18 protein-coding genes are annotated in these 20121 nt (G+C 74.2%); 8 read left to right on the top strand and 10 right to left on the bottom strand.

Translation table 11 applies throughout. The features are described from left to right. Positions 1 to 210: 210 nt before the first annotated feature. Positions 211 to 2514: a putative bifunctional diguanylate cyclase/phosphodiesterase gene (locus tag ACWIYF_RS16830; RefSeq protein ID WP_448623975.1), complete on the top strand. Its 2304-nt coding sequence runs from the start codon at positions 211 to 213 to the stop codon at positions 2512 to 2514. On the opposite strand, the gene ACWIYF_RS16835 is transcribed toward ACWIYF_RS16830, so the two are convergent. Continuing rightward, positions 2502 to 3446, bottom strand: a complete 945-nt coding sequence (locus ACWIYF_RS16835; RefSeq protein ID WP_448623976.1) for a helix-turn-helix transcriptional regulator — start codon at positions 3444 to 3446, stop codon at positions 2502 to 2504. The genes ACWIYF_RS16830 and ACWIYF_RS16835 overlap by 13 nt on opposite strands. A gap of 61 nt (positions 3447 to 3507) precedes the next feature. On the opposite strand from ACWIYF_RS16835, the gene ACWIYF_RS16840 reads away from it, so the two are divergent. Continuing rightward, positions 3508 to 4110, top strand: a complete 603-nt coding sequence (locus ACWIYF_RS16840; RefSeq protein WP_448623977.1) for a TIGR03086 family metal-binding protein — start codon at positions 3508 to 3510, stop codon at positions 4108 to 4110. 4 nt (positions 4111 to 4114) lie between these two features. On the opposite strand, the gene ACWIYF_RS16845 is transcribed toward ACWIYF_RS16840, so the two are convergent. Further along, positions 4115 to 5044: an LLM class F420-dependent oxidoreductase gene (locus tag ACWIYF_RS16845; protein ID WP_448623978.1), complete on the bottom strand. Its 930-nt coding sequence runs from the start codon at positions 5042 to 5044 to the stop codon at positions 4115 to 4117. Positions 5045 to 5160: 116 nt separating this feature from the next. Here ACWIYF_RS16845 and ACWIYF_RS16850 point away from each other — a divergent pair, with 116 nt between their 5' ends. The 3 genes from ACWIYF_RS16850 to ACWIYF_RS16860 all read left to right on the top strand — a co-directional run bounded on the left by ACWIYF_RS16850 (position 5161) and on the right by ACWIYF_RS16860 (position 8184). Beyond that, positions 5161 to 6255 (top strand): hypothetical protein, encoded by a 1095-nt coding sequence (locus tag ACWIYF_RS16850; protein WP_448623979.1) that lies wholly within the window; start codon positions 5161 to 5163, stop codon positions 6253 to 6255. Positions 6256 to 6331: 76 nt separating this feature from the next. Further along, a complete protein-coding gene (gene lipA, locus ACWIYF_RS16855; RefSeq protein WP_448623980.1) occupies positions 6332 to 7294 on the top strand; it encodes a lipoyl synthase in 963 nt (320 codons plus the stop codon). Between the two features lie 53 nt (positions 7295 to 7347). After that, positions 7348 to 8184 carry a DUF4191 domain-containing protein gene (locus ACWIYF_RS16860; protein ID WP_448623981.1) on the top strand — a complete coding sequence of 279 codons (837 nt, stop codon included), beginning with the start codon at positions 7348 to 7350 and terminating at the stop codon, positions 8182 to 8184. Positions 8185 to 8240: 56 nt separating this feature from the next. Here ACWIYF_RS16860 and ACWIYF_RS16865 read toward each other — a convergent pair whose 3' ends face one another. Both ACWIYF_RS16865 and ACWIYF_RS16870 read right to left on the bottom strand, forming a co-directional pair. Further along, entirely contained in the window at positions 8241 to 9086 is an 846-nt protein-coding gene (locus ACWIYF_RS16865) for an ABC transporter permease (protein ID WP_448623982.1), read from the bottom strand. Further along, entirely contained in the window at positions 9083 to 9982 is a 900-nt protein-coding gene (locus ACWIYF_RS16870; RefSeq protein WP_448623983.1) for an ABC transporter ATP-binding protein, read from the bottom strand. The genes ACWIYF_RS16865 and ACWIYF_RS16870 overlap by 4 nt, the downstream gene beginning before the upstream one ends. A 133-nt stretch (positions 9983 to 10115) precedes the next feature. Here ACWIYF_RS16870 and ACWIYF_RS16875 point away from each other — a divergent pair, with 133 nt between their 5' ends. Together ACWIYF_RS16875 and ACWIYF_RS16880 are read left to right on the top strand one after the other, a co-directional pair. Next, entirely contained in the window at positions 10116 to 11270 is a 1155-nt protein-coding gene (locus tag ACWIYF_RS16875) for a sensor histidine kinase (RefSeq protein ID WP_448623984.1), read from the top strand. Then, entirely contained in the window at positions 11267 to 11926 is a 660-nt protein-coding gene (locus tag ACWIYF_RS16880) for a response regulator transcription factor (RefSeq protein ID WP_448623985.1), read from the top strand. Before ACWIYF_RS16875 ends, ACWIYF_RS16880 begins: the two co-directional genes overlap by 4 nt. Here the strand turns inward: ACWIYF_RS16880 and ACWIYF_RS16885 are convergent, their stop codons facing one another. After that, positions 11927 to 12349 carry an RDD family protein gene (locus ACWIYF_RS16885; RefSeq protein ID WP_448623986.1) on the bottom strand — a complete coding sequence of 141 codons (423 nt, stop codon included), beginning with the start codon at positions 12347 to 12349 and terminating at the stop codon, positions 11927 to 11929. Between the two features lie 182 nt (positions 12350 to 12531). Here ACWIYF_RS16885 and glnA point away from each other — a divergent pair, with 182 nt between their 5' ends. Continuing rightward, entirely contained in the window at positions 12532 to 13965 is a 1434-nt protein-coding gene (gene glnA, locus ACWIYF_RS16890) for a type I glutamate--ammonia ligase (protein WP_448623987.1), read from the top strand. Here the strand turns inward: glnA and ACWIYF_RS16895 are convergent. The 5 genes from ACWIYF_RS16895 to mobF all read right to left on the bottom strand — a co-directional run bounded on the left by ACWIYF_RS16895 (position 13868) and on the right by mobF (position 19790). Next, a complete protein-coding gene (locus ACWIYF_RS16895; RefSeq protein ID WP_448623988.1) occupies positions 13868 to 14566 on the bottom strand; it encodes a tyrosine-type recombinase/integrase in 699 nt (232 codons plus the stop codon). The two genes, glnA and ACWIYF_RS16895, sit on opposite strands and share 98 nt — an antisense overlap. Before the next feature lie 616 nt (positions 14567 to 15182). Then, positions 15183 to 15506, bottom strand: a complete 324-nt coding sequence (locus ACWIYF_RS16900; protein ID WP_448623989.1) for a hypothetical protein — start codon at positions 15504 to 15506, stop codon at positions 15183 to 15185. Next, positions 15503 to 15778, bottom strand: coding sequence for a hypothetical protein (locus ACWIYF_RS16905; protein WP_448623990.1), 276 nt, complete (start codon positions 15776 to 15778; stop codon positions 15503 to 15505). Before ACWIYF_RS16905 ends, ACWIYF_RS16900 begins: the two co-directional genes overlap by 4 nt. Positions 15779 to 15787: 9 nt before the next feature. Then, on the bottom strand, positions 15788 to 16003 hold the full coding sequence (locus tag ACWIYF_RS16910; protein WP_448623991.1) for a helix-turn-helix transcriptional regulator: 216 nt from the start codon (positions 16001 to 16003) through the stop codon (positions 15788 to 15790). Positions 16004 to 16166: 163 nt separating this feature from the next. Then, positions 16167 to 19790 (bottom strand): MobF family relaxase, encoded by a 3624-nt coding sequence (gene mobF, locus ACWIYF_RS16915; protein WP_448623992.1) that lies wholly within the window; start codon positions 19788 to 19790, stop codon positions 16167 to 16169. Positions 19791 to 20121 lie beyond the last annotated feature (331 nt).

Here is a 20121-nt window from a genome sequence, read left to right on the forward strand (position 1 = left end):
AACCCCTCACGCAGGAGGGGTCGCCGTGCTGTCCGTCTCGTTCAGGTCAGCACGGCCGCACAAGAAGCAGCCCACCGGACACGCATCCAGCCTACCCCGCTACCCGGGCGCCCGACGCCGGACACCGGGCTCGGGCGCCCGCTCCCCCCGGAGGATGAGACAGGCCCGGCGGGGCTACGGCCGTCGAGGGCGGCGGCCGATCCCTCTTCCGTGACACGCGCGAGGCCGGCGACCGCACGCCGGGCACGGTGGGTGCGCTGGTGCGCCGCCGCCATGCTCGGCTGCCTCGCGCTGTTCGCCACCGGTGTCGGGCCGCGCCCGGACGGCGAGGTCTGGGCGGCCACCTACGACCTGGGGCTGTACAACGCGATCTACCTGCTCGGCGCGCTCGTCTGCCTGGGCGCCGCCCGCCGCGACCGCGCCGACCGCCTCGCGTGGTGCGCGATGGCGGTGGCCATGGTGTTCGGGGCCGTGGGCAACCTGGTCTACAGCCTGGTGGTCGCGCGGATGGACCCCGAGCCGTTCCCGTCGGTGGCCGACGCCTTCTACCTCGGCTACTACCTGCCGCTCTACGTCGGCCTCGGGGCGTTCCTGCGGACCCGGGTGCCGCGCTTCCACGCGAGCATGTGGCTCGACGGCCTCATCGGCGCGCTGGGGGCCGCGGCACTGGCGATCGCGGTCCTGCTCGGCCCGGCGCTGGAGGTCACCGAGGGCGACCCCCTGGCCGTGGCCACCAGCCTCGCCTACCCGGTCGCCGACATCCTGCTGCTGGCGCTGCTCGGCGTGGTCGGCGCCGTCCTCGGGCTGCGCCGGGACGCCTCGGTCACCCTCCTCCTCCTCGGCATCCTCGCCAACCTCGCCGGGGACATCGTCTTCGTCGACCTCGCGACCCAGGACATCTACGTCGAGGGCGGGCCGCTGGACCTGACGTGGCTGGCCGGCGTCGCGCTGACCGCCCTGGCCGCCTACCACGGCGGCCCGGCGGCCGGCGACGGGCACGCCGGCGGCGCCCCCGGCGCCCGCATCGGCTGGCAGGTCATGGCCGTCCCGTTCCTGTGCAACGTCAGCAGCCTGCTCGTGCTGGGCGCCGGCTGGGGTGACCGCTTCTCCGACCTGGCCGGCTGGTGCGCGGTGGCCTGCATCGCCGCCTCGCTGGCGCGCTCGGCGGTCACCTTCCGCGAGATGCGCGACTTCCACACCGTCCGCGACCAGGCCCGCACCGACGAGCTGACCGGCCTGGCCAACCGCCGGGCGCTGCTGCAGCACGCGGCGCGGGTGGTCGCGGACGCCAGCGCCCGGCGGCCGGCCGCCCTGCTCCTGCTCGACCTCGACGGCTTCAAGGAGGTCAACGACAGCCTCGGCCACTCCGCGGGGGACGCCCTTCTCCGCCAGGTGGGCCCCCGGCTGCTGCCGGCCCTCGGGCCCGCCGACCTGCTCGCCCGCCTCGGCGGCGACGAGTTCGCCGTCCTGCTGCCCGACGCCGACCTGGACCGGGCGCACGACCTGGCCCGGTCCGTCCGTGCCCTCCTGCTCGAGCCGTTCACCGTCGAGGGCACCCGGCTGCACGTCGGCGTGAGCATCGGCGTCGCCACCGCGCCGGTGCCGGCCGCGACCGTCACGGAGCTGCTGCGCTGTGCGGACGTGGCCATGTACACGGCGAAGACCGGCCGGCACGGCGTGCACGTGTACGTGCCGGATCCCGGCAGCGGCTCGGGCGACCGGCTGCGCACCATGGAGGACCTGCGCACCGCGCTCACCGCCGACGAGCTGCTCGTGCACCTGCAGCCGCAGGTCGACCTCGCCGACGGCGCGGTCGTCGGCGCGGAGGCGCTGGTCCGCTGGCAGCACCCGACGCGCGGGCTGCTCTTCCCCGGCGACCTGCTGCCCGCGGCCGAGCAGGCCGGGCTGCTGCGCCCGCTGACCGACGCCGTCCTCGACCTGGCCGTGGCCGCGGCCGCGCGCTGGTGGCCCGAGCGGCCGGTGCCGGTGTCGGTGAACCTGTCCGCCGCCAACGTCACCGACCTCGACCTGCCGGCCAAGGTCGCCGGCGCGCTCGCCCGGCACGGGCTGCCCTCCTCGGCCCTCACCCTCGAGCTGGTCGAGGACACGCTGATGGGCGACCCGGACCGCGGCCGGGCCGTGCTCGGGGAGCTGCGCCGGCTCGGGATCCGCACCTCGATCGACGACTACGGCACCGGCTACAGCTCGCTGGCCTACCTGCGCCACCTGCCCGCCGACGAGCTCAAGCTCGACCGGAGCCTGACCTGCGACGTCGACCGCGACCGGCGGGCCGCGGCCATCGTCCGGCACACCGTGGCGCTCGCCCACGACCTCGGCCTGCGGCTGGTCGCCGAGGGCGTGGAGGACGCCGCGATGGGTGCGGAGCTGGCCGCGCTCGGCTGCGACGTGGCGCAGGGCTACGCGATCGCGCGGCCGATGCCGGTCGACGACTTCCTCGGCTGGCTGGCCACGCCCCGGCCCTTCCTGCTCGACGCGACCCCTCAGCTCCCGTAGAGGCCGCCCAGCTCCTCGGCGAGCGCGCGCAGCCGCGGGTGCGCCTCCTGGGAGGTGATCTCCAGCCTCCGGCCGAAGCCGGCGAACTGCGCGGCCAGGACCTCCACCGACGGCCCGCCCAGCTCCACGGGCACCCGCCCGTCGTCGGCGGGCTCGCCCACGGTCACCTGCGCCGGACCGAGCCAGCGGCGCAGCAGCGGCACGATCGAGGGATCGGCCAGCGCCTGCAGCCGGACCTCGGCGCGCCGCCGCTCGACCTCCCCCACGCCGGCCTCCCAGGCCGCGCGCAGGTCGAAGCCGTCCGGCCGCCGCACCGGCGCCCCGGTCGGCGTCACGTCGGTCACCCGGCCGACGCGGAAGGTGCGCACGCCCGCCTCGGTGCCGGCGACGAGGTACCAGACGCCACCCTTGGTCACCAGGCCGAGCGGCGAGACGGTGCGGGTGGACGGCGCCTTGCCGCGGCCGCGGTAGCCGAGGACCACCTGCTCGCCGTCCACCACCGCCCGCTGCAGGGCCGGCAGGTGCGGCGGCTCCGGCGGCGCCGTGCGGCCCCAGGTCGCGGCGTCGACGACGACGGCGGTGCCGGCCGCCCGGGCCCCCTCGCGCAGCGGCGCGGGAAGCGCCCCGAGCAGCTTGCGCAGCGCGGCCTCGACGGCCGGCCCGGCGGCCGGGGCTGCGCCGGCGGCCAGGAACAGCGCCCGCGCCTCGTCGACGGTCAGTCCGGTCAGGTCGGTGCGGGCGCCGCCGACCAGCGCCCAGCCGCCCCCGCGGCCGGGTGAGCTGTAGACCGGGACGCCGGCCATGCCCAGCGCCTCGAGGTCGCGCCGGGCGGTCCGTTCGGAGATCTCCAGCTCCCGCGCCACGTCGGCGGCGGTGACCCGCCCCTTGGTCTGCAGGAGCAGGAGGACGGCGATGAGGCGGTCGGCGCGCACGGTTCAGGATTCTCACGAAAAGTGGCCAGAAGGTGGCCAGTTTCGCTGCGACGGTGGCTGCATGACCACATCCACACCCGCCATCACCGACCCCCGTCCCGCGTTCGCCGGCGCCGTCGCCACCGCGGTCGACGCGCTGAGCGCCGTCCGGCCCGACCAGCTCACCGACCCGACGCCGTGCACCGACTACGACGTCCGAGCACTCGTGGGCCACCTGCTGAGCGTGCTGCGCCGCGTGGCCGCGGTCGGCCGCGGCGAACCGCCGTTCTCCGTGCCGCAGGTCAGCACCGACGTGCCGGACGACGGCTGGGGTGCCGCCGCCCGGTCCGCCGCGGACGACGTCCTCGCCGTGTGGGCCGACGACGCGCTGCTCGACCGGGAGCTCACCCTGCCCTACGGGACGCACCGCGGAGCGGTCGCGCTGGCGACCTACACCGGTGAGCTGTCCGCCCACACCTGGGACCTCGCGGCCGCGACCGGGCAGCACCCCGCCTGGGACGACGACGTGCTCGCCGTCGCGCTCGCCGCCACGCACCGGATGCTGCCGGCCGAGGGCCGCGGGCCCGGCGTGCCGTTCGGGCCGGTGGTCCCGGTGCCCGGCGACGCGCCGCCGATCGAGCGGCTGGTCGCCTGGCAGGGGCGCGACCCGCGGTGGACCCCCTGAGGGATCAGGCCAGCTGCGGCGCGACCTCGGCGGCGATCAGGTCCAGGTGGTCGAGGTCGGCGAGGTCGAGCACCTGCAGGTAGGCCCGCTGCGCCCCGGCCTCGGCATACCGGCCCAGGACGTCGACGACCTGGGCCGGCGTGCCGCCGGCGTCCGAGGGCCGCCACTCCCCCGGCGTGCGGCCGATCGCGGCCGCACGCCGGGCGACCTCGGCGTCGTCCTTGCCGACGCAGACGGTCACCGCGGAGCTGTACACCAGCGACGCCGGGTCCCGGCCGGCCTCCTCGCAGGCCGCCCGGACGCCGGCGTACAGCCGCCCGTTCTCCTCGGGGCCGGCGAAGGGCACGTTGAACTCGGCGGCGTAGCGGGCGGCCAGCCGCGGGGTCCGCCGGGCACCGAGGCCGCCGACGATGATCGGGATGCCGCCGTCCTGGACCGGCTTGGGCAGCGCCGGGGAGCCGGCCAGCCGGTAGTGCGCACCCGCGAAGTCGAAGGTCTCGCCCTGTGGGGTCCGCCACAGCCCGCTGAGCACCGCCAGCTGCTCCTCGAGGCGGTCGAAGCGCTCGCCGGTCGGCGGGAACGGGATGCCGTAGGCGGTGTGCTCGGCCTCGAACCAGCCGGCGCCGAGGCCGAACTCGACCCGCCCGCCGCTCATCTGGTCGACCTGCGCCACGGCGATGGCCAGCGGCCCCGGCAGCCGGAAGGTGGCCGAGGTCATCAGCGTGCCGAGCCGGATCCGCGCGGTGTCCCGCGCCAGGCCGCCCAGGGTGACCCAGGCGTCGGTCGGGCCGGGCAGCCCGTCGCCGCCCATCGTCAGGTAGTGGTCGGACCGGAAGAAGGCGTCGAAGCCGGTCTCCTCGGTCCGCCGCGCCACGGCCAGCAGGTCGTCGTAGGTGGCGCCCATCTGGGGCTCGGTGAAGATCCGCAGCTGCACGGGCCCGACGCTAGCCAGCGGCGCGGACCTCCGCCCACCGGGCCGGCCCGGGGTGTGCTCGTCGCCCGGACCGGGCAGGATGGCCGCGAGTCGATCTTTTGGAAAGGGTGCATGCCGTGTTCCGCAAGAAGACGCATGGCGAGGTCATCAGCGCCGAGCTGCAGGAGGGCTTCAGCCACCTCGGGACGGCCGTGACCGAGGCCGGTCGCGCCGTCGCGGAGGAGCTCGCGCCCCGCGTGGGGGCGGCCCGGGAGGCCGCCGCCCCCAAGGTGGCCGCCGCCGTCGCCGCCGCCGTGCCGGTGGTGGCCGGCGCCCGCGAGTCGCTCGTGCCCCGGGTGGAGGCGGCCCGCGAGGCCGTCACCCCGCGGGTCGAGGCGGCGCTCGAGGCGCTCGCGCCACGCGTGGACGCCGCGCGCGTGGCAGCCGCGCCGCGGGTGGAGGCCGCCCGGGCCGCCGCGGTCAAGGCCGCCGCCGACCTCGCGCCCCGGGTCGAGGCCGCGCGCGAGGCGCTGGAGAAGGACGTCGTCCCGAAGCTCGCCGCGACGCAGGCGGCCGCGCTGGCCTACGCGACGCCGAAGGTGGCCGCCGCCCGTGAGGCGGTCGCCGCGGGAGTCGAGTCGGCCCTGGCCGAGCTGGACGCCGTCCGGGCCGACCTCAGCGCGACCGGAGCCGAGGCGCGCGCGCAGGCGAAGAGGAAGGCCGCCAAGCAGCGGCGGACGCAGGCGAAGAAGTCGGCGACCAAGGCCAAGCGGAAGGTCGGCGTGGAGCCCCAGCCGCGGCGGTGGCCGTGGCTGCTCGCCGTCCTCGCCGTCGGCGGCGTCGCGTTCGCCGTCCTCCGGCGGTTGAAGGGGTCGAACGACTCCTGGACCCCCGCCCCGGCCGGTGACGGCCCCGTTCCCAGCTACCGGGAGGACCCCGTGCCCAGCTCCCCCAGCAGCAGCTCCTCCGGTGACACGGCCGGCAAGGCCGTCTCCACCGCGGAGACCTCCCCCGGCGACGCCACCCCGCCCGACTCCGACCTCGGCGCGCAGCCGCAGCAGCTGGCGTACGGCGAGGACCTCCGCGAGTCCGCACCGGAGCCGGGCTCGATCGCCCCGACGGAAGCGGACCTCGGCACTGCCACCGCCGCGCCCGGCGACCGGCCGCAGACCGCGACCGACGCGACCGGCAGCGGGACCGGCGAGAAGCTCAACCCGCAGGACCCCGCCTGACCCGGACGGACGACGCCCCGGGACGAGCCCCGCGCTCGGCCCGGGGCGGTCGCGCGTCCGGGGTACCGTGCAGGTCATGACGGAGACGGCCGCGCCGACCACGGATCCGGGTTCCCCGATCGGCCCGGGCGGCCGCAAGCTCCTGCGCCTCGAGGTCCGCAACAGCCAGGTCCCGATCGAGCGCAAGCCGGAGTGGATCAAGACCCGGCTGCGCACCGGCCCGGAGTACACCGAGCTGAAGTCGCTGGTCCGCCGCGAGGGGCTGCACACGGTCTGCGAGGAGGCCGGCTGCCCCAACATCTACGAGTGCTGGGAGGACCGCGAGGCGACCTTCCTCATCGGCGGGGACCAGTGCACCCGCCGGTGCGACTTCTGCCAGATCGACACCGGGAAGCCCGCCGACTTCGACGCCGACGAGCCGCGGCGGGTGGCCGAGAGCGTCGCCACCATGCAGCTGAAGTACGCCACGGTCACCGGCGTCGCCCGCGACGACCTGCCCGACGGCGGGGCGTGGCTGTACGCCGAGACGGTCCGGCAGATCCACGCCGCCGTCCCCGGGTGCGGCGTCGAGCTGCTGATCCCGGACTTCGACGCGAAGCCCGACCAGCTGGCCGAGGTGTTCGGCTCGCGGCCCGAGGTGCTCGCGCACAACGTGGAGACCGTGCCGCGGATCTTCCGCCGCATCCGCCCGGGCTTCCGGTTCGAGCGCTCGCTGTCGGTGCTCACCGCCGCCCGCGAGGCCGGCCTGGTCACCAAGTCCAACCTGATCCTGGGCATGGGCGAGGAGCCGCACGAGGTCGTCGAGACCATGCAGGCCCTGCACGACGCGGGCTGCGACCTGCTGACCATCACGCAGTACCTCCGGCCGTCGGTGCGCCACCACCCCGTCGTCCGCTGGGTCAAGCCCGAGGAGTTCGTCGGGTTCTCGGCCGAGGCCGAGAGGATCGGCTTCGCCGGGGTGCTGGCCGGGCCGCTCGTGCGCAGCTCCTACCGCGCCGGCCGCCTGTACCAGCAGGCCATCGAGGCGCGCGCGGAGTGACGCCACTGGCCTGATCCGAGGGACGGCGGCGGCGCGCCCCTAAACTCTTGGGCATGGCACGCAGCAAGCCCACAGACACCCCTGCTCCCAGCGGCAAGGCCGGGCGCGGCCCCGCGGCCGGCGGGCGGGGGCGCAGCGCGGGCGCTGCGAGCGGCGCGAGCGCATCCGGCCGCAAGGGCGACAAGAAGAGCGGCGAGAAGAAGCCTGGCCGGCTGAAGCGCTTCGGCGCGCAGCTGGGCATGATCAAGCAGGCCTACTCGATGACCCGCAAGAACGACCCGAAGCTGCCGTGGATCCTGCTCATGGTCTTCGTCGGCGTCTTCGCGGTCGTCGAGGTGATCGCGATCCTGCTCGGCTCGCCGTTCCTGTTCCTGCCGATCGCGATCCTGCTCGCCGTCCTCGCCGCGCTGATCGTCTTCGGCCGGCGCGCGCAGGGCACCGCCTACCGGCAGGTCGAGGGCCAGCCGGGCGCGGCGTCCTGGGTGCTCGAGGGCATGCGCGGCGACTGGCGGGTCACCTCCGGCGTCGCCGGTACCCCGCAGCTGGACGCCGTCCACCGGGTGCTCGGCCGGCCGGGGATCGTGCTCGTCGGTGAGGGGGCGCCGAGCCGGGTCCGGGGCCTGCTGGCGCAGGAGAAGAAGAAGGTCGCACGCGTCGTCGGCGACACCCCGATCTACGACGTGATCGTCGGCGACGACGAGGGCCAGGTGCCGCTGCGCAAGCTGTCGGCGCACGTCATGAAGCTGCCGCGCAACCTGAGCGCGGCCGAGGTCAACGCCCTCGGCCGGCGGATGAGCGCCCTCGGCGGGCCGAAGATGCCGGTGCCCGGCGGCCCGCTGCCCGGCGGCAAGTCGATGACCATCAGCCAGCGCCAGGTCCGCCGCCGCTGAACGGGCTTTCGGTACAGAAAGCCCGCGGGCTTTCTGTACCGAAAGCTCCCTCCGCCTCAGGGGACGTCGCGGCGCTTCACGAGGGCCAGCGCCAGGGCGGTGAACCCGGCCAGGTAGAGCGCCAGCCAGACGGTGGCGACCGGCCCGGTCAGGGTGTCGACCACGCCCGGGGTCCGCTCGCCGGTTCCGCCGAGCGCCCCGACCAGCGACCCGGCCGCGGCGCCCGGCAGGTGGTCGGTGACGACGGCGATCGCGTCGAGCACGCCGCTGACCCCCCGCAGCAGGGTCTCCACCACCAGCGCCCACAGCAGCCCGAGGCCGACGCCCAGGGCCGGGCTGCGGGTGAGGACGCCGACCAGCACACCGGCCGCGGCCCACATGCCCATGACCAGCAGGCCCGTGCCGAGCGCCGCGATCCAGTCACCGGCCGGCGGCAGGTCGATCGGCTGCCCCTCGACCGCCGCGATGCCGCTGGAGACGCCGAGGTCCACCACGGCCGACACCAGCACCAGACCGGTGACGACGACGGCGAGGGAGACCAGCGTGCCGCCGAACGCGGCGCCGCGGCCGGGACCCTGGGTGAACACCGTCTTCCACGTGCCCCAGCCGTAGCCGCTGCCGACCGCGAGCGCCCCCAGGATCATCACCAGTGCGCCGCCGAACATCGGCATGCCCTGCACCAGCGTGATCGGCGCCGCCGACGGCAGCAGCCCGGCGAGCAGCGCGTCCGGCGGGGAGCCGTTGGCGAAGCCGCTCGAGTCGCCGGTGCGATAGGCGACGTAGTCGAAGACATATCCGAAGCTCACGTTGAGGGTTGTCCATACGCCGAGCAGGACCCACAGCGCGGGCCAGCGGCGCAGCCGCAGCAGCTCGGCGCGGGTGGCGGCGGTCAGCCCGTTCATCGCGTTCCCTCCGTCATCTCGAAGAAGACCTCCTCCAGCGACCGCTCGACGGTGCGGATCTCCCGCACGTCGACGTCCTCGGCCACCAGTTCGCGGGTGAGCGCCGGCACCACCGTCGCTCCGCCCTCCAGCCGCACCGCGCGGCCGTCGTCCACCACCGCGACGGCGTCGTCGCCGGCGACCCGCATGGCGACGGCCAGCGCCCGGTCCAGCGGGTCGGCCCGCAGCACCACCGCGGCCGCGCCGCGCAGGTCGGCCACGGTGCTCTCGGCCAGCAGGCGGCCGTCGGAGATGACGCCGACGCGGTCGCAGATCTCCTGCACCTCGGCCAGCAGGTGGCTGGAGAGGATCACCGTCTGCCCGCCGGCGGCGACGTCGACGAGCAGCGCGCGCATGTCGGCCATGCCGGCCGGGTCCAGCCCGTTGGTCGGCTCGTCGAGGACCAGCAGCTCCGGGTGCCCGAGCAGCGCCGCGGCGACGCCCAGCCGCTGCTTCATGCCGAGCGAGTAGGACTTGAACGTGTCCCGGCCCCTCCCCGTGAGGTCCACCCGATCCAGGGCCGTGTCGACGGCGGTCTCGGACAGGCCGCGGTAGCGGGCCAGCACCCGCAGGTTGTCGCGTCCGGAGAGGTAGGGGTAGAAGCCCGGGCCCTCGACCAGCGCCCCGGTGCCGGCCACCGCGGCCCGGCTGCCCGGCGGCCCGCCGAGAACGGTCGCCCGGCCGGCGCTGGGCCGGACCAGGCCGAGCAGCATCCGCAGGGTGGTCGTCTTGCCCGCGCCGTTGGGGCCGAGGAAGCCGAAGACCTCCCCGCGGCGCACGGTCAGGCTCACCGCGTCGACGGCGAGCCGGTCGCCGTAGCGCTTGGTCAGCCGGTCGGTCACCACGATCTCGTCCATGCCGGAGAGCGTGTCGCCGCAGCGTCTGCGCCGTCGTCGCCCCCGGAGCGGCTCCTGGCGTACGCAGATCTGCGTAGCCCGGTGCCGCGGCGGGGACGACGTCGGACGCCGCCCGCGCGCCTATCGTCGCCGCGTGGCTCCCGCTCGGCTGGACTGGCGCGACTTCGTGCCCGCGCTGCCGCTGCTGGCGATCGGGCTGGTCGGCACCGACCGCGCCGCCGAGCAGCAGCTGGACTGGCTGCGGGCACCCGGCCCCGTGGCCTACCTCTGCGTCACCGTGGCCGCGCTGGCGCTGGTGCTCAGGCGGCGGGCGCCGCGGCTGACCGTCGTCCTCGTCGCGGCGGCGATCTCGGTCTACCTGGCGCAGCGCTTCCCGTTCGGGCCGATCCTGCTGACCGGCCCCGCGGCGGCGTGGGCGGTCGCCGCGCGGCGGCCGTGGCGGGAGGCGCTGGCGTGGGTCGGCGGCCTGCTGCTGGTGACGACGGCGGCGGCCGCGCCGGCGTTCTACGCCGACGGCACCGGCGGGTGGGTCGCCCACCTGGGCTGGACCGGCGCCTGGGCCGCCGCGGTCGGCGGGGTGGCGGCGATCGGCGCCGCGCTGCAGGTGCGCCGGCGCTCGGAGGCGGGGGTGCGCGCGGAGCAGGCCCGCCGCGCGGTCTCCGAGGAGCGGCTGCAGATGGCGCAGGACGTGCACGACGGCGTCGGTCACGGGCTCGCGGTGATCGCCATGCACGCCGGCGTCGCGCTGCACGTGCTCGACCGGGACCCCGAGCGGGCCCGCGAGCTGCTGACCTCCATCCAGGCGACCAGCCGCGAGGCGCTGGACGGGCTGCGCGCCGACCTGACCCGGTGGCGCTCTCCCGACGACGCGGCCGCGCGCCATCCATTACCGGGACTGGACGATCTGCCCCAGCTGCTGGCGCGGATGCGGGCCGGCGGGCTGACGCTGACCGAGCGGATCGAGCCCTGCCCCGGCGTCCCGGCGGAGGTCGGTGCGGTGGCTTACCGGATCGTGCAGGAGTCGCTGACCAACGTGCTGCGGCACGCGGGCGGCGCCCCGGCGGAAGTACGCGTCGCGTGCCGGGACGGCGGGCTGACCGTCGAGGTGCGCGACCGCGGCGCCGTCCGACTCGGGACCGCGGCCACCCCGGGGTCGGGCATCGCCGGGATGCGCCGGCGGGCGGAGGCGGTCGGCGGTGGGTTCAGCGCCGGGCCGGCGCCGGCGGGCGGCTTCGTCGTCCGGGCCGAGCTGCCGCTCGCGGTTTCGTCACAGGTGGAATCGCCGTGATCCGGGTGGCCGTCGTCGACGACCAGGCGCTGGTGCGCATGGGCCTGCGCGTGCTGCTCGAGTCGGAGCCGGACGCCGAGCTGGTCGGTGAGGCCGCCGACGGCGCGGCCGGCCTGGACCTGGTCCGCGCGGCCCGGCCGGACGTCGTCCTCATGGACATCCGGATGCCGGTCATGGACGGGCTGACGGCGCTGCACCGGATCACCGAGGATCCCGAGCTCGCCGGCGTCCGGGTCGTCGTCCTCACGACGTTCGAGCTCGACGAGTACGTGTTCGAGGCGCTGGCCGCGGGCGCCAGCGGCTTCGTGCTCAAGGACGGCGACCCCGCGGAGCTGCTGCGGGCGATCCGGGTGGTCGCCGACGGCGGGTCGCTGCTCTCCCCCACCGTCACCCGGCGGGTGATCGAGCAGTTCGCCGCGGCGCCGGCCCGCCGGTCGGCCCCGCGCCCGGGGATCGCCGAGCTCACCGAGCGCGAGCGGGAGATCGTGGCGTGGGTGGCGACCGGCCGCTCCAACGACGAGATCGCCGCGGAGCTCGTGGTCAGCCCGGCGACGGTGCGCACGCACGTCAGCCGGGCGATGCTCAAGCTCCGGGCGCGCGACCGGGCCCAGCTCGTCGTGTTCGCGATCGAGTCGGGCCTGCAGGTCGAGCGGTAGCTACCGCTCCCGGACGACGGCGGTCTGGGTGAGCCGGTCGTGCAGCCCGCGGCCGTCGGCGTCGACCAGCAGGGCCGGCAGCAGCAGGATCAGCAGCGCCGTCCGGACGACGGCGCGCCAGAGGGCGAGCCGCGACCCTTCCTGCGGGTGCGCCAGCCGCAGCCCGCACACCCGCATACCGGGCGTCTGCCCGAAGGCGACCAGCGTGACGACGGTGATGGCCGCGAAGCTCACCAGGCTCCAGTTGCCGGGCAGGCGCGGTGCTGTGAACAGACCGGCGACGAACGCCGAGGCGATCGCGTCCACGAGGAAGGCGACGACGCGGGTGCCGAAGCTCGCCAGGGAGCCGGGGCCCTCGGCGGGCAACCCCAGAGAGGCGCCGCGCCGGCGCTCCTGAGAGGGTTGGGCTGCGTCCCTGACCATGACCGCCAGCGTAGTTAAAGGACCCCCTGCCCCCACCACTCGCCAGCTCGCGGCGGGACCCTGCAGGGGACGCGGCGACACGCCGGAAGCCCTTGTTACCGGCCCGAAACAACCGAGACACCGGAGGGCAACTCCGCGCTCGTAGCGTCGCCGTCGGCTGTCCGCCCACTCCCGGAGGATCGATGTTCACCAGTCCCGACGAGGTCGCCGCCTACATCCGCGACAACGACGTCGAATTCGTCGACGTGCGTTTCTGCGACCTGCCCGGCGTCATGCAGCACTTCACCATCCCGGCGTCGGCCTTCGGCGAGGACACATTCGCGGACGGCCTCGGCTTCGACGGCTCGTCGATCCGCGGGTTCCAGGCGATCAACGAGTCGGACATGCTGCTGCTGCCCGACGCCAACAGCGCCTTCCTCGACCCGTTCCGGGTGCACAAGACGCTGAACGTCAACTTCTTCATCCACGACCCGATCACGCGGGAGGCCTACAGCCGCGACCCGCGCAACGTGGCCAAGAAGGCCGAGGCGTACCTGGCCGCGAGCGGCATCGCCGACACCGCCTACTTCGGCCCCGAGGCCGAGTTCTACATCTTCGACTCGATCCGGCACTCGACCGGCATCAACGAGGGCTACTACCACATCGACTCGATCGAGGGGTCCTGGAACTCCGGTGCGCTGACCGGCCCCGACGGCGGCCCCAACCTGGGCTACAAGACCCGCCCGAAGGGCGGCTACTTCCCGGTCGAGCCGTTCGACCACTACAGCGACCTGCGCTCGACGATGATGGCCAACCTCGCCAACGCCGGCCTCGAGCTCGAGCGCGGGCACCACGAGGTGGGGACGGGCGGCCAGGCGGAGATCAACTACAAGTTCGACACGCTGCTGCGTGCCGCCGACAGCCTGATGCTGTTCAAGTACATCATCAAGAACACCGCGTGGGCGCACGGCAAGACCGTCACCTTCATGCCCAAGCCGCTGTTCGGCGACAACGGCTCGGGCATGCACTGCCACCAGAGCCTCTGGAAGGACGGCGAGCCGCTCTTCCACGCCGAGACCGGCTACGCGGGCCTGTCCGACACCGCCCGCCACTACATCGGCGGCCTGCTGACCCACGCCCCGTCGCTGCTGGCCTTCACCAACCCGACGGTGAACAGCTACCACCGCCTGGTGCCGGGCTACGAGGCGCCGATCAACCTGGTCTACTCGGCCCGCAACCGCTCGGCCTGCTGCCGCATCCCGATCTCGGGTGACAACCCCAAGGCCAAGCGCATCGAGTTCCGCGTGCCCGACCCGTCGGCCAACCCCTACCTCGCCTTCTCGGCGATGATGATGGCCGGCCTCGACGGCATCAAGAACAAGATCGAGCCGCCGGCGCCGGTCGACAAGGACCTCTACGAGCTGCCGCCCGAGGAGGCCCTGGGCATCGAGAAGGTCCCCGCCTCGCTCGACGCCGTCCTCGACAACCTCGAGACCGACCACGAGTACCTGGTGGACGGCGGGGTGTTCACCCCCGACCTCATCGAGACGTGGATCGAGTACAAGCGGGAGCACGAGATCGACCCGATCCGCCTGCGCCCGCACCCGCACGAGTTCGCGATGTACTACGACATCTGAGTAAATTGGCGGGCTGACCTGCGATTTTCCGCAGGTCAGCCCGCTCAGTCCCCAACCAGTCCCCACGAGCAACCAGCACAGCAGCGACAGCCGCCCGTGCGGACTCGTCGCTGTCGGGCCAGAGATGTCCGTAGGTGTCGAGCGTGGTCTTGGCGCTGCCATGCCGGAGCCGGTGCTGGACGACCTTGACGTCGAGGCCGCTGCCGATGAGCAGGCTTGCCAGGTAGTGCCGCAGGTCGTGGAAGCGGAACGCTTGGGGCAGCCCGGTGATCTTCCGCCGGGCGGAGCGGATGGCCCGCTCGATGGCCCACGTCGAGGTCGGTCGACCGAGGCCGTCGGTGACGACGTACTCGCCGCCCCAGCGAGCCACGGCGGCCGATAGCTCCAACGCCAGTTCCTGTGGGATGGGAAGCGGCGTGCGGGACGTCTCGCTCTTGAGCGGCTCCCCGTTGCCCTGCTGGGCCGGCCGCACGACGCCACGCGCGAAGTCGACGTCGGCGACCCGCAGGCCCACCGCCTCGGCGGTTCGCAGCCCGACAAAGGCCCCCAACAGGATCGCCGGGCGCAGGTGCTCGGCGACCGTGTCGTGCAGCGCCCACACCTGCTCGGTCGTGGCGACGTAGGGGGCGCTGACCGCCTGTCCCCGGCGAGGTGCGCCGCGAGCAAGGATTGCGCGCCAGCAGCCCGTCGTGCACCGCGTCGCTCATGACCTGCGACAGGCGCGAGTGCAGCGCATAGACGTAGCTGTCCGCCAGGCCGTCCGCCTTGAGTTTGACCGTCCACGATCGAATCTCCGATGGCCGCACGGCCGACAACGGCATCGGACCGAACGCGGCCTCGATCTGAGCGACGTGCACCTGCGCCTGCCGCACTGTCCGCGGGCGGCGCGTGGCGTAGCCGGCCAACCAGGTCTCGCACCACTCGCCGACCGTCGTCCGGGCCGTCTTCGGGTCGACGTAGGTGCCGGTCACCTGGCTGGCCGTGACCTCGTCGAGCCATCGCTGCGCCTTGGACTTCTCCTTGTCAGCGAACGCTCGCGTGATCTCCTTCCCCGCCGCGTCCTTGTAGCGCGCCCGATAGCGCATCCCCTGCCCGTGCCGGGCGCTCGACACGCGCTTCCCCGTGGCCGGGTCGGTGACGTACCACCGGTCCTGGATGCTGCGAAAGGCCACGAGCCTCTCCAATCCGAAGCGCAGGCAGAGGGATGTCGTGCTCCGTCAGGAGGCGTGCGGCTCCGTTGCGACCCGTGCCTCGAGCGCCTCACGGGCGAGCTGGGAGACGGTCTTGCCCTCGCGGGCGGCGATCTGGGCGGCGCGGTCGCGGACACCTGGGGTGACGCGGAAGGCGATGCGTGGCGAGACGGCGGCCTCTCCGGTGAGGGACGGGCGACCGCCGCGACGCCGGACCTCCTCGACGATCTCCGCGGCGCGCTGCTCGGTCAGCCGGGTCCCGTCGGCCAGTCGGACGTCGTCCTCGTCAAGGTCGACGTCCGGACCGATCGGCGAGTCGGCGGTGACGGAGGGGCGGGTGCGGTCGGTCATGGGCGGTCTCCTCGGAGCTGGGTCGGCATGACGTAAATGACCAGCAGGTACGTCCGCCCGCCGTCGGCCGGGTGCACCTCGAGGGCGATGACCTCCAGCTCGCGCCCCCGCTCGTCGGGCCCGACGTAGCGCCAGGCGTCGGCGCCGCTGGTCGTGGTGACCGCGGCCGGTTCGGCGGTGGCCAGGACGTGCCGGGCGGAGGTCCGACCGATGCGGTGCCTGCGCGCCGACTGCGTGAACCGGATCTCTGGGGTAAGTATTGTCCGACACAACAGGGTCGGTCAAGGACGGCCGGCGCGATTCTCACTGTGCCGGTCGTTGATCCAGGCGTGCACGTCCTCGCGGCGGTAGAGGACTCGGCGACCGAGGCGGAAGCTGCGCGGGCCGGTGCCGAGGTGGCGCCAGTAGCGCAATGTGGCGACCGGTGCGCGGACGAGTTCGGCGGCTTCGGCGATGGTGAGCAGCTCGGGCTGGGAACCGGCGGTGGGATCGGGCATGTTGGCTCCTGGGCTGGTCGGTGGTCGGCTCTTGTACCGAGAAGGCGCTGTATCGGGTCGTGTGGTGACATCGCACGGCCAGACTCGTCCGGCGATCTCCAGTCGATCTCCAGTGCGCCCATCCCTGACCCACCACGGCGACCATCGGCGGCAGATCGCCTGTTCACCGCCCGAGCGGCGGAACGCTGCTCCGCCAGTCGGCAGACAGCTCCCGTAACCGCGGCGGCGACTGGAGAAAGTCAGGCGTCGGGGCAGTTGGCCGCGGAACTGCCGCACTGCGCCGCTGTTCGGTGGCGCGCCGGGCCCGCCAGGTGTCGCGCTCCCGGGTGAGCCGGTCGGGCGGCTGGGTTAGCAGAGCCGGCTCGGCCGCCAGTTGCGCGATGTGCCTCCGCGCCTCGGTCAGCTGCTGGCGGGTGGCGGCCATGTCGCGCTCGATGCCGGCGAGCCGGTCGGCGGCGTCGTCGCCGGTCCCGGGCGCGGCTCCGAAGCCGGTGACGCGGTCGCCGTGCCGGCGGCGGGCTTCGGCCAGCGAACGCCGGGCCTGCTCCACCGCGTGCTGGGCGGCATCGGCGGCCGCGCGCAGCTCGGCGTGCTCCGGATGAGCCTCCTCGGCAATGCGTCGGGTGGCAGCGCCGAACGCCGCCTCCAGCGCGGCTCGGGCGTCGGGCCGGCCGGCGACCTGCGCGATCCGGCCAGGAGCTGTGGGCAGGTCCGGTAGGTACGGGCGCCAGGTGTTGGCCCAGTCGCTGAGCTGCCGGCCGGCGCGGGCCACCGCGGCCCGCCGCAGCACGAGCCGGCCCGCTCCCTTCAGCACGGTCCGGGTGGCCTGAGCGGCGGCCGTCCGGTCGACGTCCCAGCGGACGAGCGCCGCCTCCCGGATCCGGCCTGCCGCGGCGGCGACCACCGCGCCGCTGGTGTCGGTCCGCTGCCGGGCGCGGTCGGCGTCGCGTAGGGCCCGCCGGTAGTTCACTTCCTCCGCGACGACCGCGTCGGTCCGGTCGGCCTCGAGCGACACCTTCGTCCGGAGCGCGTCGCGCAGCGGCTGCAGGATGGCGAGTCGATCGAGGCAGCGCTGCTCGGCCGTCCACGCCTGGTGCAGGTCGGCCAGCACCTGCTCGAGCGGTCGCGCTGTGGCGTGGCGGGCGGCCTCCCGGGCGGCCAGTTCAGCGGCGTGGCCGGGACCAAGGTCGGCGCGGTCGCGGCCGAACACGGCGATCCACTGCTCTCGGGCCTCGGCGAGATCGGCCGCGACCAGGTGGGCGGTGTTGGCGGTCCGGCCGCGGGTCATGCCGACGTAGGCCGACGCGGCGCCGGTGTGCTCACCGACCACCACGTGCGCGGCGCGGACCGTGTCGCCTTGCATGCCGTGCGCCGTCGACGCATGCGCGAGTTCCACGTACGAGCCGACGTAGTTGCCGGCCAGTACCCGCTCCCCTCCCCTGCCGGGGATGACATCGCCTGCCCTGGCGCTGCCTAGCGCACGGGAAACAGGGACGACGACGATTTCGCCGTGTTCGCGGACAGCGGTGACGGTCCAGGTGTCGCGGTTGGCCACGCCTAGGGCGCGGTCGTTGCGGCGGGTGGCGACCCGGTCGCCGGCGCCGATCCGCTGCCCGGCCCGGGTGGTCGTCACCCGGTCGTCGTCGACCCGCCCCTCGGCGATGAGCCGGTCGCGGATGACGGCGTTGAGCTCGTTGGCCTGCTCCCCGGTGTCCACGACGACCGCCACTGCATCAGCGTCTCGAGGGCCAGCGCCGAGCGCGGCCAACGTCTCGCGTAGCGCCGCCGGATCGGGGTGGATCCGGATCTGGCCGCGTCCAACCAGCGCGTCGAACACCGCGCCGGGGTTGGCGCCGGTACGCATGGCCAGGGTCAACTCGGCGTACTCGCCGTCGGGCACGCTACGGCCGGTCGCGTCGGTGCGGGTGAACCGATGCACTCCGCCCAGTGTCAGCACCGCGGCCGGATGGGCCTCGCGGGCGGCGAGGTCGAGCACTCCGCCGCGGCCGACCGCGGCCAGCTGATGGCGGTCCCCCAGTAGGGCCAGTCGTCCCCCGCACTCGTCGGCGATGGTGAGCAGCGCGCGGGCGGTGTCCTGGTCGAGCATGCCGGCCTCGTCGACAACGAGCAGGTCACCGCGACGTAGGCGGGCGCATTCGGGCGGCCCGGCGTAGACCGCACCGGTCACTGGATCTGGCCGGCCGATTTCGAGCCGGGTCCAGACACCCTCGTCGTTCCAGCGCCAGCCGTGGTGGAAGGCCAGCCAAGCCGCCGAGCCCGCGGCGGAACCGACCTCGGCGGCGGCGACCCGAGCGGCCTTCAGTGTCGGGGTGACCATCACCAGCCGTCGCCCTCGAGCCTGCAGCAGCTGGCGGGTGGCCGCCAAGGTGGTGGTCTTGCCCGCCCCGGCCGCCCCCTCCAGCACGACCAGCGCCCGGTCGCCGGCCAGGACGGTGACCGCCGCGGCCTGGCCGGCATCCAGCCGAGCCGGCGCCGGCAGCGGCAACTTCAGCTCTTCCCCGCCCGGTGCGGCCGGGTGGGCGCTGCGGGTGGCGAGCCGCTCCGTTAGGTCAGCCTCGACGTCGAGGACCCACCGGGAGGTCCAGGCCCGGATGTGCTCGGGCAGCTCCTCCCGCTCCAGCAGCAGAAAGCAACGGGCCAAGGCCCGCGCGGTGAGGTCCTCGGCCAACTCGGTGCGCACCGCGGCGTCGGCGATGATGCCCTCGGCGGCGACGAGCCGTTCGGCCTCGCCGCGGATGTCGGCGGCATTCCACGCCGAGCGACTGGCGCCCAGCCGGGTGAGGATCCGCTCCGCCGCCTGGTCGCGGTGCAGCTCGCCGACCGGGGTCGGCCGCATCCCGACCGGCCGGGCGGGGTCGCGGTAGCCGAGGGCGGCGAGTTCGGCCCGCCACCGCGCAGTCAGGTCCGCGCCCGATCGGGGAATGACCTTGTCCGGGCGTCCGTCTGCCCAGGCTCGGGCGTCCCAAGCCCGGCGCAGCACCGGGCCTGGCTGTTCGCCGGGGTGCACCTTCATCCATTCGCGTTCATAGCGGTCCGCATTTCGCCCGATCTGTGCCGCCCGTGCGCTGAACGGGCCGATGTACTCGGCGAGCTGCAGTATTTCTCCAGTTTCGTCGACCGTGTAGCCGTGCGCAGCCAACGCCACCCGGAATTGCGGGTCGCAGGCGACCGCGGCGTGCCCGACTCCGTTGATGGCGGCGAGGAAGTCGCGAACGCCGACGGTGTGCAGCCCGCGCCACTTTCCCGCGGCAAAGACCCGAGCACCGACCTGCAGATGCAGATGCCGGTGCGGATCCCCGGCGCGGGAGGTGTAGTGCCGCACGGTCACCGCCTCAAGTACCTCGACCGGCACCTGTACCTGGCCGCCGCGCGGCCCGACCCGGGTGGTCGCGTGCCTGGACAGCCAGCCGACGATCTCGACCGCGGCGCGGTCCTGCGCCGCGTCGTAGGCGGCGGCGATGTCCGAGTGCAGCGCGGCGGCCAGCGACCACGACTTCGGTCCGTTGATGACCACCTCGACGAAGCGCACCGCCCGGCCGTCGGTGCGCAGCCGGCCCCGCGGCTCGCCACTTGCCGGGTCTTGGCCGGCCACCCATGCCTGGTAGAGATCCCCGCTCAGCGATGCCCGCTCCCCCACCCGCCCGCCGTGGCCGACGAAGCGGCGGGCCCAGCCGGTGCCCTCGGCCAGGTAGTAGTCATCGGCCCGCCCCCGGTCGGCCTCCAGGTATGCCCGGGCAGCCGCCGGCGAACCGGCGTATACCTTCATCCCGCCACGCATTTCTCATCGCCATCCAACAATGTCCAACAGCAACCCTGGTAATAGCGAAGGGCCTCGCGGAGCAACGCCTTTGTGCTACCTCATTGGTAGCATGCGTGCCGTTTCGAGTGAAGGCTTGAGTACATGCGAGAAAAGATGGCCGAAATTGGCTATCTGAGGTGCGTCTGCCGATCTGTTGGCCGTTGTGGGTAGCGGCCGGTCGCTTCACTGAAATGCAGGAGTCGTGATGCCTTGTGATCTTGGAGTCTCCAGTGCTGCTCGGCCGTGAGTGCGCTCGGCGAAGGCCGGTCGCAAGCGACGCCTTGCTAGAGAGTCGGCT

The organism is Geodermatophilus sp. URMC 64, from assembly GCF_053502555.1.